The 15,646-nt window shown below is 39.7% G+C and carries 14 protein-coding genes; 11 read left to right on the forward strand and 3 right to left on the reverse strand.

Going from position 1 to position 15,646, the window contains the following annotated elements; translation table 11 throughout:
• Positions 1 to 39 precede the first annotated feature (39 nt).
• The gene (locus PQ459_07860; GenBank protein ID WDF48384.1) at positions 40 to 432 is read right to left on the reverse strand and encodes a hypothetical protein; all 393 of its coding nucleotides are present in this window, start codon (positions 430 to 432) and stop codon (positions 40 to 42) included.
• A gap of 235 nt (positions 433 to 667) precedes the next feature.
• Between PQ459_07860 and PQ459_07865 the strand changes: the two genes are divergently transcribed.
• A complete protein-coding gene (locus tag PQ459_07865; GenBank protein WDF48385.1) occupies positions 668 to 1,231 on the forward strand; it encodes a hypothetical protein in 564 nt (187 codons plus the stop codon).
• A gap of 237 nt (positions 1,232 to 1,468) precedes the next feature.
• On the opposite strand, the gene acs is transcribed toward PQ459_07865, so the two are convergent.
• A complete protein-coding gene (gene acs, locus PQ459_07870; GenBank protein WDF48701.1) occupies positions 1,469 to 3,409 on the reverse strand; it encodes an acetate--CoA ligase in 1,941 nt (646 codons plus the stop codon).
• 208 nt (positions 3,410 to 3,617) lie between these two features.
• On the opposite strand from acs, the gene PQ459_07875 reads away from it, so the two are divergent.
• From PQ459_07875 to argH, 8 genes are all read left to right on the forward strand, one after another.
• On the forward strand, positions 3,618 to 4,196 hold the full coding sequence (locus tag PQ459_07875) for a GNAT family N-acetyltransferase (protein WDF48386.1): 579 nt from the start codon (positions 3,618 to 3,620) through the stop codon (positions 4,194 to 4,196).
• Complete coding sequence (locus PQ459_07880) at positions 4,189 to 5,382, forward strand: argininosuccinate synthase (GenBank protein ID WDF48387.1); 1,194 nt, start codon at positions 4,189 to 4,191, stop codon at positions 5,380 to 5,382. The genes PQ459_07875 and PQ459_07880 overlap by 8 nt, the downstream gene beginning before the upstream one ends.
• A gap of 288 nt (positions 5,383 to 5,670) precedes the next feature.
• Positions 5,671 to 6,636 (forward strand): N-acetyl-gamma-glutamyl-phosphate reductase, encoded by a 966-nt coding sequence (gene argC, locus PQ459_07885; protein ID WDF48388.1) that lies wholly within the window; start codon positions 5,671 to 5,673, stop codon positions 6,634 to 6,636.
• Positions 6,637 to 6,709: 73 nt separating this feature from the next.
• Positions 6,710 to 7,879, forward strand: a complete 1,170-nt coding sequence (locus PQ459_07890) for an aminotransferase class III-fold pyridoxal phosphate-dependent enzyme (protein ID WDF48389.1) — start codon at positions 6,710 to 6,712, stop codon at positions 7,877 to 7,879.
• Between the two features lie 172 nt (positions 7,880 to 8,051).
• On the forward strand, positions 8,052 to 9,002 hold the full coding sequence (locus tag PQ459_07895; protein ID WDF48390.1) for an N-acetylornithine carbamoyltransferase: 951 nt from the start codon (positions 8,052 to 8,054) through the stop codon (positions 9,000 to 9,002).
• 170 nt (positions 9,003 to 9,172) lie between these two features.
• On the forward strand, positions 9,173 to 9,964 hold the full coding sequence (argB, locus tag PQ459_07900; protein ID WDF48391.1) for an acetylglutamate kinase: 792 nt from the start codon (positions 9,173 to 9,175) through the stop codon (positions 9,962 to 9,964).
• A complete protein-coding gene (locus tag PQ459_07905) occupies positions 9,939 to 11,021 on the forward strand; it encodes a M20 family metallo-hydrolase (GenBank protein ID WDF48392.1) in 1,083 nt (360 codons plus the stop codon). The genes argB and PQ459_07905 overlap by 26 nt, the downstream gene beginning before the upstream one ends.
• Positions 11,022 to 11,350: 329 nt before the next feature.
• Positions 11,351 to 12,655, forward strand: coding sequence for an argininosuccinate lyase (gene argH, locus PQ459_07910; GenBank protein WDF48393.1), 1,305 nt, complete (start codon positions 11,351 to 11,353; stop codon positions 12,653 to 12,655).
• 154 nt (positions 12,656 to 12,809) lie between these two features.
• On the opposite strand, the gene PQ459_07915 is transcribed toward argH, so the two are convergent.
• Entirely contained in the window at positions 12,810 to 13,265 is a 456-nt protein-coding gene (locus PQ459_07915) for an Lrp/AsnC family transcriptional regulator (protein ID WDF48702.1), read from the reverse strand.
• A gap of 258 nt (positions 13,266 to 13,523) precedes the next feature.
• On the opposite strand from PQ459_07915, the gene PQ459_07920 reads away from it, so the two are divergent.
• Together PQ459_07920 and carA are read left to right on the forward strand one after the other, a co-directional pair.
• Positions 13,524 to 14,426, forward strand: coding sequence for an aspartate carbamoyltransferase catalytic subunit (locus PQ459_07920; protein WDF48394.1), 903 nt, complete (start codon positions 13,524 to 13,526; stop codon positions 14,424 to 14,426).
• A gap of 130 nt (positions 14,427 to 14,556) precedes the next feature.
• On the forward strand, positions 14,557 to 15,645 hold the full coding sequence (carA, locus tag PQ459_07925; GenBank protein ID WDF48395.1) for a glutamine-hydrolyzing carbamoyl-phosphate synthase small subunit: 1,089 nt from the start codon (positions 14,557 to 14,559) through the stop codon (positions 15,643 to 15,645).
• The last annotated feature ends 1 nt before the right edge of the window (position 15,646 follow it).

Here is a 15,646-nt window from a genome sequence, read left to right on the forward strand (position 1 = left end):
GTTTGACTCAAATTTACAAAATATTCCGATGTCACGTTATTACTCTTCCTTTAAACAAAACGCACTATAGAATCCCTCTCCAATAGAATCTGGTGTTACGTATTCTAGATCTACAAGGTATTCTTGTTCTGACATCTTGCTCATAAGTTTTCCCTCTTTGGAATAAACACTTACTTGTATTAAACCTATTTGTTTGGAGTAACAGTCAAATTTCCACAATGTTAATCGGTAACCGTCAACGTATTTTGAGGTTTTCGACGTTCGGGTGGGATAATATTCCGTTTTATCGGATACTGATTTAATCCAAGCAGTATTTTCTGTATTAGGCTTGTAGTAGTAAGCGACGTCATCCGCTTCAAAGATCGGTTTCCAATCCTGAGCATAGCTGAGTGAGAATACAAGAAGTAATAGAAGCAGAAGAATTTTCTTCATCGGAGGGTAATGGTATTAGTTTTATAGTTTGATTCAAATTTACAAAATACTCTGATATTCAGTAAATTAATTTTATAACTTAACATAATATAAACCATAATTAATAAATTAAGTCTTAAAAATTCAATTTATCATAATACGTTATATAAATAATTCATTAAAAATACTTTTTGTATTAATAAAATATTTATTTTAGAAGTTCAAATTTATGTTAAATCTTTAAAAACAACAAACGATGGCAGAAAGCAAAAACAACATCATCACACACGGCCTTAGCGGTAAAGTAGGAGACCTTATCGTATTCAGCCAAAGAAACGGCAAAACCATAGTGTCCAAAGCACCAAGGGATAAAACCGGAGAAGATTCTCAAAAACAAAAAGACCAACAGCTCAAATTTCAGAGAGCTGTCCTCTACGCCAAAGCGGTCTTAAATGATCCGGAGCAAAAAGAATTGTACGAGGCAGAGTCAGACCGTTCAATAGGTGTTAGTACCTACAATGTAGCGGTAGCAGACCTCCTCAATGCCCCAAAAATAGAAAAGATAGACCTCTCAGAATATGCAGGACAAAGAGGGGATGTCATCAAAATCACAGTAACAGATGATTTTCAGGTAAAAGAAGTGACTGTTCGGATTGAGAATGAAGATGGCAGCCTGGTAGAAGAGGGTTCCGCCCTGGATAGCGGCTTCGAATGGCTTTACACAGCAACTAAGGCAAACTCGGATTTATCTGGAGACAAGATCACGATAAAAGCAACGGACAACCCTGCCAATCTGACAGAAAAGTCTCAAACCCTATAGTTCCCAAAAACAAACTTCCGACGAAGGATCGACGAAGGAACGACGAAGCGACACACGCCTAAAATAATATGTCAAAATGACAAAGCCACCCAATCCAGGTGGCTTTTGCTATAAATATTTGAAGATCTAAGTCATTGTCAGGCTGAGGCTCTCGAAGCCCATCAATATAAAAACCAACGCCAAAACCACAGAATCGAAACGTCTCTCATCTCTCATCTATCCGTCTCTTATCTCAAATTAAACTCTTTCATTCTTAATCTCATCCACAATCTCCGGATTCAGCAAAGTCGAGATATCCCCAAAACTGTTGAAGTCGCCCTCCGCGATCTTTCTCAGAATTCTACGCATGATCTTCCCGGATCTCGTCTTCGGCAACCCGGACACAAATTGGATCTTGTCCAGCTTCGCGATCGGCCCGATCTGCTCAGAGATCAACTGGTTGATCTCCTTAGCAAGGTTCTCGCGGTTTCTTTCCACCCCTGCATCTTTCAGGATCACAAAACCGTAGAGGGCATTGCCTTTCACATCGTGCGGATAACCCACTATCGCAGACTCCGCCACCGCAGGATGCTCATTGATGCTATCCTCGATAGGCGCCGTCCCCAGATTGTGCCCGGAAACGATGATCACATCATCCACGCGCCCCGTGATCCGGTAATAGCCCACTTCATCTCTCAAAGCCCCATCACCCGTGAAGTATTTCCCAGGGAACGCAGAGAAGTAGGTCTCCTTGTACCGCTGATGGTCGCCCCAAATTGTTCTCGCAATCCCAGGCCACGGAAAACGGATGCAAAGATTTCCATCCACCTGATTTCCGGTGATCTCATTCCTTTTCTCATCCATCAACACCGGCTGAATGCCTGGCAATGGAAGGGTAGCGTAAGTTGGTTTGGTAGGCGTCACAAAAGGGATCGGCGAGATCATAATGCCACCTGTTTCCGTCTGCCACCAGGTATCCACGATCGGGCATTTCTTCTTCCCAACGTGGTCATTGTACCAATGCCAAGCCTCATCGTTGATAGGTTCACCCACAGAGCCAATGACTTTCAGCGAACCTAGATCGTGCTTCTCCACCCATTCCACGCTTTCCTTCGCCAAAGAACGGATTGCCGTAGGAGCTGTGTAGAACTGGGTCACTTTGTGTTTCTCAATCACTTCCCAGAATCGCCCAGCATCAGGGAAAGTCGGCACCCCTTCGAAGATGACGGTGGTCGCACCATTTAGAAGTGGTCCGTACAAAATATAAGAATGCCCCGTGATCCAGCCGATATCCGCCGTACACCAATAGATGTCATTTTCTTTATAATTAAACACATTCTTGAACGTGTAGGCCGTATAGACCATATAACCCGCGCAAGTGTGCAACATCCCTTTCGGTTTCCCAGTCGACCCCGAAGTGTAAAGGATAAACAACGGGTCCTCCGCATCCATAATCACCGTCACGAAATCCGCGGAGGCTTTGTCGTAGTATTCGTCCATCCAGTGGTCACGGCCTTCTTTCATCTTCACGTCGTTGTGCGTTCTTTTCACAACCAATACGTTTTCGACGGTCGGTGTTTTCTCTAAAGCTTCATCCACAAGACTTTTCAAATCCAGAACTTTGTTTCCCCTGTAACTTCCGTCAGACGTGATGACCATTTTCGCACCGCAGTCATTCACCCTCGAAGCCACCGCCGAAGCAGAGAATCCAGCAAATATCACGGAATGCACAGCGCCCAATTTAGCACAAGCCAACATCGTGATCGCCAATTCCGGAATCATCGGTAGATAAATACAAACACGGTCGCCTTTCTCAATGCCCATTTCACGGAGGATATTCGCTACTTTGTTGACCCTGGTGTACAGTTCGCTGTATGAGATATGCTGTGCTTCTTCCTTTGGGTCGTTCGGTTCCCAGATGATGGCAGTCTTGTCACCACGCACAGAAAGGTGTCTGTCCAAGGCGTTCTTGGTGATATTGAGTTTCGCATTCTTGAACCATTTGATATTGGCTTCCTGCATATCGTAATCCACAACTTTGGACCAGCGCTGATACCAGACGAAGTTCTCATCCGCAATCTTATCCCAAAACTTCTTTGGATTCTTAATTGACTTTTTATACTCTTTGAAATAATCCTGCAGATTCTGAATGTGATAATTTCTCATACTGATTGATTTATGATGGTGGTTTTGATTAATGAATAGTTGCGAATCCTTTATAGACCGCAGTAATAGCTTAGCCAAATTACACAAAATCTATAACAAATAGAATATCTGCCACGATTATTATTTGGCTGAATAACAGATAATATTGTTGTTAAATAATAATTAACAGATAATATTATCTTTTTAATTTGGATAATAAAGATAAATGTATTTAAATTTGCCACTTAATTAGATAATATCAATGAAATTAGAAGTTTCCTCAGAGAAGCATTTGGTCTATGTGGAAGAAATCCGAAACGAAATGGAGGATTCTGCAAAGAAAAGAGGAACTGGCATCGCAAAACGTTCCTCCGAATATCTGGGCAAAAAAATCTCGGAAGGTAACGCCATCATCGCCATCGACGAGGATGGAACCTGGGCAGGCTTCTGCTACATCGAAACCTGGACGAACGGAGAATACGTCGCGAATTCCGGATTGATTGTTTCGCCACAATTCAGAAACGCAGGATTGGCCACTTTGATTAAGGAACGAATCTTTGAGCTTTCCCGGGAGAAATATCCAAATTCAAAGATTTTCGGCCTCACCACCGGATTGGCAGTGATGAAAATCAACAGCAGTTTAGGTTATAAACCGGTGATTTATTCGGAGCTGACTCAGGATGAACAGTTCTGGAACGGTTGCAAAAACTGTGTGAATTATGAAATTCTGATGATGAAAGAACGCAAAAACTGTCTTTGCACAGCAATGCTTTTCGTCCCGGAAAAAGTAAATGTGAATAAAGAAAAAGATTTTGAATCTATAAATAAAGACAATGAGTAAGAAAGTAGTTTTGGCATTTAGCGGAGGTTTGGACACGTCGTATTGCGCCAAATATCTAAGTGAAACTTTGGGTTACGAAGTTCACGCAGTCACAATCAACACGGGTGGTTTTGATAAAAACGATGAGGTTTTGCTTAAGGAAAAGGCAGAAAAATTAGGCGTGGCTTCTTACAGGTTTATCGATGCTTCAGAAAAATATTATAACGATTGTGTCAAGTATCTGATTTTCGGTAATGTTCTGAAAAACAACACTTATCCATTGTCAGTCAGTGCAGAAAGAACAATTCAGGCGCAAACCATTGCCGAATCTGCTTTGGAAATCGGAGCCGATGCAATTGCACACGGAAGTACAGGCGCAGGAAATGACCAGATTCGTTTCGATTTGATTTTCAATGTTATGTGTCCGAAAATCGAAATTATCACACCAATCCGTGATTTAAGTTTATCGCGTGAAGACGAAATCCAATTCTTGAAAGACCACAACTACGAAATGGATTTTGACAAAGCCAAATATTCCATCAACAAAGGACTTTGGGGAACTTCCGTTGGCGGAAAAGAAACTTTGACCTCCCGATTTTCGCTTCCAGAAGAAGCTTTTCCTTCGCAAGTTGAAAAAACGGAACCATCTCAATTGGAAATCGAATTCAAAAATGGCGAATTGATTTCTGTCAATGGCGAAACTTTTCCCCATCCGGTTTTAGCGATTCAGAAGATTGAAGAATTGGCATCACCTTACGGAATTGGTCGTGATATTCACGTTGGAGACACGATTGTCGGGATAAAAGGGCGTGTTGGTTTTGAGGCCTCGTCGGCGTCAATCATCATCAAAGCGCATCATCTTTTGGAGAAACATACACTTTCCAAATATCAGCAGACCATCAAATCGCAATTGTCAGATTGGTACGGAAACTGGCTTCACGAGGCGCTTTTCCTGGACCCAGTGATGAGAAACATCGAATCGTTTTTGCAGGATTCTCAGAAGACAGTCAACGGAAAAGTATTTATCACACTTCATCCTTACCGTTTCGTCTTGAACGGAATCGAGTCTGAAAATGATTTAATGTCTTCAAAATTTGGAAGTTACGGCGAAGAAAATCTCGCTTGGAGTGGCGATGATGTGAAAGGTTTTACCAAAATCCTCAGCAACTCGCTTAATATTTATCATCAGGTCAACAAATTGAATTAGAATTTTTTGGGCAGCTTTTCCGTCTTCCACTCCCAATCTTTTTTGCAAGACGATTTCAGTTTAAGTAGAACTTGAGTATAAGCAAAAAAGGATTTCCGTTCAAGCCGGGCTGCAGATTCGGTAAAAAAAAGGCAACATAAAAACACAATTTTGTCATTCCGTAGGAATCTCGATAGCTAAGTTGAGATTCCTACGGAATGACAAAAGAACTTTAAAGTCTAGCTCTTTGCGGACTTAAAATATTTTCAATAATTACAAAAAAAACTTTGCGCTCTTTGCGTTAAAAATATGAAAAAATCAGTCGGAATCATCGGAGCCAATGGCTACACAGGAAGCGAACTCGTTCGTTTGCTCGCATTCCACTCGAATGTAGAATTAAAGTTTTTGTTCAGTCGTTCCAATTCCGGAGTGAAAATTTCCGAATTATATCCGGATTTGGACTCGATTTGTGATTTGGTTTTGACGAATGAAATTTCAGAAACGGACATTCTTTTCCTCTGCCTTCCTCACAAAGAAAGCCAAAACTGGCTGAATGAAAATCCAATTTCAGAAAATACTTTGGTCATCGATTTAGGAAATGATTTCCGTCTAGATGGCGATTTTGGAAACAGAAATTTTGTTTATGGTTTGCCCGAAATTTATTTTAATGAAATTCAGAATGCGAAAAGCATTGCGAATCCTGGATGTTTTGCAACCGCGATTCAATTGGCATTATTGCCTTTAGCAACAGAAAATTTGCTGAAAGATGTTTACACAGCAGGAATTACGGGTTCAACAGGTGCAGGACAATCTTTGCAACCGACAACGCATTTCACTTGGCGAAATGACAATATTTCAGCCTACAAAACTCTGAATCATCAGCACGTCGACGAGATTTTAAAACAAGTGAATTTGCTTAATGAAAAGAATGTGGAACTCAATTTTGTGCCTTGGCGTGGCGATTTTGCAAGAGGGATTTTTACCAGTTCTATCATCGAATGTGATTTGGAATTAGAAAAAATTTACACCTTATATAAAGACTTTTACAAAGATTCAATTTTTGTGAAAATTTCAGAGAAACCGATTGATATGAAACAAGTTGTGAACACCAATTTCTGCGTCATCCAAATCGAAAAACAAGGAAGCAAAATAGCAGTTCATTCCGCAATCGACAATTTATTAAAAGGCGCATCCGGACAAGCGGTTCAAAATATGAATGTCGCCAATGGCTGGGAACAAAACCTCGGATTAAACTTAAAACCATTGGCTTTCTAAACTTTGCGACTTAAAAGCAGTTTGAAATTAAAAAAAATCTTCGCGCACTTTGCGTTAAAATAAAAATGTAAAAATGAATTTATTCAACGTATATCCACTGTTCAATATCAATCCTGTCAAAGCCGACGGTTCTTTCCTTTGGGATGAAAACGGACAAAAATACCTCGATTTTTACGGTGGTCACGCTGTGATTTCCATCGGTCACAATCATCCGCATTATGTTGAAAAATTGAAAAACCAACTGGATAAAATCAGTTTTTATTCCAATTCGGTTCAGAATAATTTGCAAACTGAATTAGCTGAGAAATTAGGAAAATTATCAGGTTACGAGAACTACTCATTGTTTTTATGCAATTCTGGAGCAGAAGCAAACGAAAATGCTTTGAAACTGGCTTCATTCCACAACGGAAAAAAGAAAGTCATTTATTTCTCCGAAGCTTTCCATGGCCGAACTTCTGCCACGGTTGCTGTAACAGACAATCCGAAAATCGTAGCACCAGTCAACGAATCCGAGAATTTCATTAAATGTGAATTCAATAATTCTGTAGAATTGGAAAAAGTTTTTGCCAAAAATCAGAACGAAATTTCAGCAGTAATTGTAGAAGGAATCCAAGGTGTTGGCGGAATCAATTTGTTGGAAAAAGATTTCATTTTAACGATTGAAAAATTATGCAAAGAAAATGATGCGATTTTGATTTTGGACGAAGTGCAGTCTGGTTACGGACGTTCCGGAAAATTCTTTGCGCATCAGGAATTCGACATCAAACCAGATTTAATCACGGTTGCCAAAGGAATGGGAAATGGCTTCCCGATTGGCGGTGTTCTGATTAGTCCAAAATTCAAGGCGAGTTACGGATTATTGGGAACTACATTCGGCGGAAATCATCTCGCTTGCGTGGCTGGAATTGCAGTTTTGGAAGTGATTGAAAATGAAAATCTGATTGATAATTCAGAAAAAATCGGAGCTTACATCGAACAAAAAATCAAAGATTTTCCTCACATCAAAAATATCAAAAGGCGCGGTCTGATGATTGGAATCGAGCTCGACCAAGCTTGCGCAGATGTCAGAAAAGAATTGTTATTCGAACATTTTATTTTCACTGGAAATGCCAATGACAAGAATGTTCTTCGGATTTTACCGGCGCTCAATATTTCGGAAAAAGAATCCGATTTGTTCATCAATGCTTTAGAAAAAACCTTGACAGCCATTGATTCTAAAAAACAGGTTTTAACAGAGAATTAAAAACATACTATTTGTCATTCCGTAGGAATCTAAACCGTCGAGATTCCTACGGAATGACAAGTGAATGTTTCAAAATTGCTTAGCTGAGCGTAATCGCCTTTGCGAACCTTAAAACGTTTTCAATAATTAGTAAAAAATCTTTGCGCGCTTTGCGTTCAAAAAAATCTTCAAAATGAAAAATTTCACTTCGGTTTACGATATAGATAATTTGCAGGAAATCATTGCAAAAGCCTTAAAAATAAAAGAAAATCCATTAGAAAATCCAACCAAAGGAAAAGGGAAAACGATTGGTTTGGTTTTCCTTAATTCCAGTCTCAGAACAAGATTGAGTTCTCAAATCGCCGCTCAGAATTTAGGGTTAAATGTCTTAACACTCAACGCTGCACAAGAAGCCTGGAATCTGGAATTCGCTGATGGAACTGTGATGAACGGCGACACAGTTGAGCACATCAAAGATGCCATCGAGGTTCTGAATCAATATTGTGATATCATCGCCGTAAGATGTTTCGCAGGAATGAAAAGCAAAGAAGACGACGTGAACGAAAGTATTCTGAGCCAATTCCTAAAACACGCCAAAGTCCCAGTGATTTCCTTGGAATCCGCAACGCGTCATCCGTTGCAAAGTCTGGCAGATTGCATCACAATCACAGAAAATTGGACAGAAAACAGAAAACCAAAAGTCGTTTTGACTTGGGCGCCTCACATCAAACCGATTGCGCAGGCTGTCGGAAACTCATTCACAGAATGGATGCAACAAATGGACGTTGATTTCGTGATTGCCAATCCCGAAGGTTACGATTTGGATAAAAATTTCACAAAGGATGCGAAAGTAATTCATAATCAGGATGAAGCATTGAAAGATGCAGATTTTGTTTACGTTAAAAACTGGTCGTCGTTTGAAGATTATGCAACTATGTCGAAAGTTGAAGAAAACTGGATGTTGACCAATGAAAAGTTAAAATTGACAAACAATGGAAAAGTGATGCATTGCCTTCCCGTCCGTAGAAATTTGGAATTAAGCGATGAAGTAATGGACGGCGAAAACTCAATCATTTATCAGCAGGCAAAAAACAGGATTTTTTCTGCACAGGCTGTTTTCTCTGAAATATTAGATGACTTATAACTCCCTCTCCTTTGGAGAGGGTTGGGGAGAGGAAAAACTTTGCTGAGCGTAAGCGCCTTTATCTCAAATGTTTATTGATTTTAAAGGAATCGATGAATCTTTGATTTGCGAACCTCAAAATATTTTCAATAATTAAAAAAAAATCTTAACGCACTTTGCGTTCAAAATAAATGCAAAAACTACACATCATAAAAATCGGAGGCGCTCTAATCGATGACAAAAAATCATTGAAAGCTTTTCTTCAGCAGTTTTCTCAAATCGAAGGCGCCAAAATCCTGATTCACGGCGGTGGAAAGATTGCAGAAACTTTGGCAGAAAAACTGAAAATCACACAGACGATGATTGATGGACGCAGGATTACCAACAAGAAAACTTTGAAGTTGGTGACGATGGTTTACGCCGGAAGAATCAACAAAAATATTGTGGCGAAATTGCAGAGTTTCAATTGCAACGCGATGGGATTTTCCGGCGCAGACGGCAATTTAATTCAAGCTGAAAAACGCCAGCATCCAACCATTAATTTTGGATTTGTGGGCGATATTAATGAAAAAAGCATCAATCACGAATTGATTACAAATATGATAAATCTGGGTTTGGTTCCGGTGTTTTCTGCAATCACTCACGATAAAAAAGGAAATCTGTTAAACACCAACGCAGACACGATTGCCGGAACTATTGCTCAGGCTTTATCAAAAAATTTCGAGACAGAATTGTTGTTCTGTTTCGATAAAAACGGGGTTTTGGAAAATGTGGAAGACGAAGATTCAAATCTTAAGATCATTAATAAAAATGAATTTTCTGAATTAAAATCACAAAGAAAACTTCACAAAGGAATTTTACCAAAACTCGAAAATGCTTTCAAGGCCAAAGAAAATGGCGTTCAGAAAGTGTCTTTGATTAACGAGAAAAAACTGTCAGACCAAATAAAACAAGGAAATGAAGGAACTGAAATCTGTCTTTAGCAGAGAAGAACTTGCGGAAAACGCCGTCAAATTACTGAAAAAACTCATCGCAACACCCTCTATGAGTCGAGACGAATACAACGCTTCGCTCATCATCGAAGGCTTTTTCAATGAGCATCAATTGAATGTCAACAGATTCAAAAATAACATCTGGGCAACCAACAAATATTTTGATGCAGGCAAACCATCCATTCTTCTGAACACGCACCACGACACGGTAAAACCAAACAAAGCTTACACTTTGGACCCGTTCATTCCAGTGGAAAAAGACGGCAAATTATTCGGTCTGGGAAGCAACGATGCAGGCGCGTCTTTGGTAGCTATGGCGCAGACGTTTCTTTATTTTTATGAAGCCGAAGATTTGTCGCATAATTTAGTAATTGCTTTGACAGCCGAAGAAGAAATCTCAGGTCTGGACGGCATCGAAGCCTTGTTTCCGCAACTTCCGAACGTCGAATTGGCAATCGTTGGCGAGCCCACAAAAATGAATCTGGCGATTGCAGAAAAAGGTTTGCTCGTCATCGATGGCGAAATGCTGGGAACGCCTTCTCACGCTGCGCATCCAAACGATGACAATGCGATTGTGAAATGTATGAAGGATTTGCAAAACATCCTCGATTTCAAATTTCCGAAAGTTTCCGATTATTTGGGCGAAGTGAAAGTCACATTATCAGTTCTCAACGCAGGAACGCAACACAACGTGGTTCCCGAAAAATGCAATTTCACACTGGATGTCCGCGTGACAGACGAATACACGAATCGCGAAGTTTTCGAAATCATCCAGTCGCAGATGAAATCCAAACTGACACCGAGGTCATTCCGTCTCAATTCCTCAAAAATCGACGTCAACCATCCGTTTGTTCAGGCTGGATTGGCGTTGGGCAGGACAACTTACGGTTCGCCGACATCCTCGGACCAGGCGATTATTCCGTGCACGTCGGTCAAGTTGGGACCCGGCGACAGTTTGCGTTCCCACACCGCAGACGAGTTTATCTACATCGACGAAATCCGAGAAGGCATCGATGTTTACATTAAAATATTAGAAAATATTTTATAAAGTCCTAAAAGGACGTTTTAGCAAAGGATAGAATGTAATCCTATTAAATAAAGTAGAAAAATAAGGATTTGGGCAGCTTTTCCGCCTTCCGCTCCCAATCTTTTTTGCCTACAATTCCAGTTTAAATAGAACTTGAGTATAAGCAAAAAAGGATTTCCGCTCAAGTCGGGCTGCGCTTCGCAAAGTTGAAGATTTGTCTTCAATTCAAAAGAACTTTAGAATTCATTCTTTGGTGAGCGTCAGCGCCTTTGCGAACCTCAAAAAATGTTTTCAATAAAATAAAAAAAATCTTTGCGCGCTTTGCGTTCAAAACATCAAAATATTACAAAATGAAAAAAATCTGGCAAAAAGACAATACGACAACCAATGATTTGGTTACAAAATTCACAGTCGGGAAAGACTTGGATTTTGACGACAGATTAGCAAAATACGATGTGTTGGGTTCTATCGCCCACGCAAAAATGCTCGCAGAAGTTGGATTGATTCGACTGGATGAAGAGCAGGCAATTGTGGCCGTTTTGGAAGAAGTTCTTTCTGAAATCGAAAAAGAAACTTTCGAAATCGATAAAACAGCAGAAGATATCCATTCTCAAATCGAAAATATCCTCATCGAAAAACTGGGCGAAACAGGAAAAAAAATCCACACCGCAAGGTCCAGAAACGACCAGATTTTGACGGATATCAAATTATACTTAATAGACGAAATCAGAGAAATCACAGAGCTGACCGATTCATTTTTTCAAATCCTGAAAGACAAAGCCAATCTTCACAAAGATGTTTTGTTGCCTGGCTACACGCATTTGCAGGTGGCGATGCCGTCGTCTTTCGGATTGTGGTTTGGTGCGTATGCAGAATCTTTGGTGGACGATTTGGAATTGCTGTTTGCGACGAAGAATATCATTAATAAAAATCCACTAGGCTCGGCTGCAGGTTACGGTTCGTCATTCCCGATTGACAGAGAAAGTACGACTTACAAACTCGGTTTCAGAACTTTGAATCATAATGTGGTTTATGCGCAGATGACGCGTGGGAAATCCGAGAAATTGTTGGCGAATTCGTTGTCGGTTATAGCAGGAACTTTAAGCAAATTTTCTTACGATGTTTGTCTTTATTTAAGTCAGAACTTCGATTTCATAAGTTTTCCGAAAGAATTCACAACTGGAAGCAGTATTATGCCACACAAGAAAAATCCCGATATTTTTGAATTGGTAAGAGCGAGATGCAACAGAATTCAGGCTTTGCCAAATGAATTGATTTTGGTGACGAATAATCTGCCGTCAGGTTATCACAGAGATTTGCAATTGACAAAAGAAATCCTTTTTCCGGCCATCGATTCCTTGAAAGAATGTCTGGAAATCCTGATTTACACGCTTCCAAACATCGAAGTAAAAGACAATATTCTGGATGATGAAAAATACAAATACATCTTCAGCGTAGAGAAAATCAACGAAGAAGTGAAGAATGGAAAATCATTTCGAGATGCCTATATCCAAATCGGTCAGGAAATAGAAAATGGCATGTTCGAATATGATTATAAAGAACTCAATCACTCTCATCAAGGCAGTTTGGGAAACCTTTGCCTCGACGAAATCGAATATCAATTCAATAAAGTCAGAGATAAATTGTTGGGTTGAAAAATATCGCAAAGGCGCAAGATTTAATTAAACTTGATGTTTTAAGTCGCAAAGTTTTAAGTTACTTGGAATGATGTAAATCGAAGGTTTTATTTTGCGACTTTCAGCAGTTTATTAGTAAATAATTTTGCGACTTTGCGATAGAAATATATTTTTAATCCAGTTTGAACTTGGTAGATTTTTTCACTTCAGCCAAAACAATAGAACTGTGATATTGCCCAATGTGAGGACTGTTTGAAATCACATTAACAGTGAAGTGATTATAGGAATAAATGTCGTTTGCTAAGATTTTCAATTGATAATCATATTCGCCGGAAAGACTGATGATTTCCTGGACTTCATCATATTTTGAGATATAATTTTCGAAATCTTTAAGCGTGTTTTGAGACTGTTCTTTGAGTCGGACATTGCAATAGACAACGATATTGATTCCGAGTTTTTCACGGTTGAGTAGGGCGACATATTTTTCTACAACGCCACTTTTTTCAAGGTTTTTGATACGCTCGTAGGTCGGCGTGAAAGTCAGTCCGATTTTTTCGGAGATTTCCTTTACCGATAGCGTAGAATCTTCCTGTAGAAGCGAGAGAATTAATTTGTCTTTTTTGTCCAAACTCATAATAATGTCAATTCTTTCAAAAGTAAAGAAAATATTTGACTGGAGAAATTTTAAGCGTAGAAGTTCATTGATTTATTACAAAAAAAATAGATAAGATTTCATCATATCGAAAATATTGGTATCTTTGCACCCAATGAATCTGGTACAGAATTTAGCGACAATAGTGTTTGGCAAATTTGCCGACAACAACAATATTTTTTATATTTAACGAAGTCTTTTAGGCTTCGTTTTTTTTATTTAAAAATTTCAGATATGATTAAGCTTGCACGCGTCTCCACGGAGAGTATAGAAAAAATTTTACAGGAAGCACAACAGTTTGCAGATGGTAAAGTCAGCAAAATTAAAGGTGATGTTTTCGCCGCGAACCTCTTTTTTGAGAATAGTACAAGAACCAAAACAAGCTTTGAAGTTGCTGAAAAGAAACTCGGACTTCAGGTTATTGATTTTGAAGCTGAAAAAAGTTCCATCGCAAAAGGCGAAACAATGCTTGATACGATTAAAACTTTGGAGGCTATCGGCGTGGAAGTTGCGGTTATCAGACATTCTGAAAAAAGATATTACGACCAGCTTCAAGATGCGAAATTGAGTATCGTAAATGCTGGCGACGGCGTTGGAAGCCATCCTTCACAGGCGCTTTTGGACGCTTTGACCATCATTCAGGAATTTGGAAAGATAGAAGGTTTGAAGATTGGAATCGTAGGTGATGTGAAACACAGCCGAGTTGCCAATTCAGGCGCAGGATTGTTCAGAAGAATGGGAGCGAAAGTCTATTTCTCTGGCCCGGAATTCTGGTTTGACGAAGGAATGTTGGTCAACGGAACGTATATGCAGTTCGACGATTTGGTGAAAGAAGTGGATGTTTTGATGTTGTTGAGAATCCAGCACGAGCGTCACGAGAGAACTTTCAACTTCAAGTCCGAAGATTATCTTAAGAAATTCGGTTTGACCAAGGAAAGAGAAAAGAAAATGAAGCCAAACGCCATCATTATGCATCCGGCACCAATCAACAGAGGTGTGGAGATTGATTCGGAATTGGTGGAATGTGAAAGGTCCAGAATCTTCAAACAAATGCAGAACGGCGTTTTTGCAAGAATGGCGATTCTTAAATTTGACCTTGAGAATAAAGGATTCGAGTTTGTCGACTCCCAAAATTAAAAATTAATTCACGCTTTTCGGGCGTGTTTTTTTTGAGTAAAAATGGAATAAAATATAGAAAGGAAGACAGAAGCGGGGAGAAGGAAGACTTCCAACATCCATCTTCCCGCTTCCAACATAAAAAGTAAAAATGAAAAAGAAATTAATATTAGAATCCGGAGAAGTATTCAATGGGGTAGGATTCGGAGCAGAACAGGAGACTGCCGGCGAAGTGGTTTTCAACACAGGAATGACGGGTTATCAGGAATTGATTTCCGACCCAAGCTATTGCGGACAAATCGTTTGTATGACGTACCCGTTGATAGGAAATTACGGCATCAACCGCGACGATTACGAAAGCATCGAACCGGCAATCAAAGGTTTGATTGTCAAAGAATTGTGCGATTTACCTTCCAACTTCCGAACTCAAATGACCTTGGATGAACTTTTCAAAAAGAAAAATCTATCCGGAATCTCAGGAATTGACACGAGAAGACTGACCAGAATTCTTCGCAACAAAGGTGTGGTTAAAGGAAAAATCGTTAACGCAGAAACTGACGAAAATTCTGTGGTTGAAGAATTGAAAGTAACTAATTTCCCTATCAATCAAGTAGAATCTGTTTCCACAAAAACTGCTTATGCAAGTCCTGGAAGAGGCTTCAAAGTGGTGTTGGTAGATTTCGGTTCCAAGTTGGGAATCATCCGCGAATTATCTCAAAGAAATTGCGACATCATTGTGGTTTCTCAGGACACAACCGCAGAAGATATTTTATTGATGGACCCAGACGGCATAATGCTTTCCAACGGTCCCGGCGACCCGGAAGATGTGAAAGGTGCCTCAGAATTGATTAATGGATTGCTCGGAAAAGTGCCGATTTTCGGGATTTGTTTAGGTCATCAATTGATTGGTCTGGCTTGTGGCGCAAAGACTTACAAACTGAAATTTGGTCACAGAGGTGGCAATCATCCGGTTTTGGATTTAGAAAAAAATAAAGTGGCTATCACTTCTCAGAATCACGGTTACGCGATTGACCAGGAATCTTTGAAAAACACAGACTTAATCGAAACACACATCGCACTGAACGACAAAACCAACGAAGGTCTGAAACACAAAATCCATCCTTGTTTCTCCGTTCAATACCACCCGGAAGCAAGTCCAGGCCCAGAAGATGCGAATTATCTATTTGATGATTTTATTGAATTAATGGAGGAGTTTAAATCTAATCAAGTAAAAAAGTAAA

The organism is Chryseobacterium sp. KACC 21268, from assembly GCA_028736075.1.
GTDB lineage: Bacteria > Bacteroidota > Bacteroidia > Flavobacteriales > Weeksellaceae > Epilithonimonas.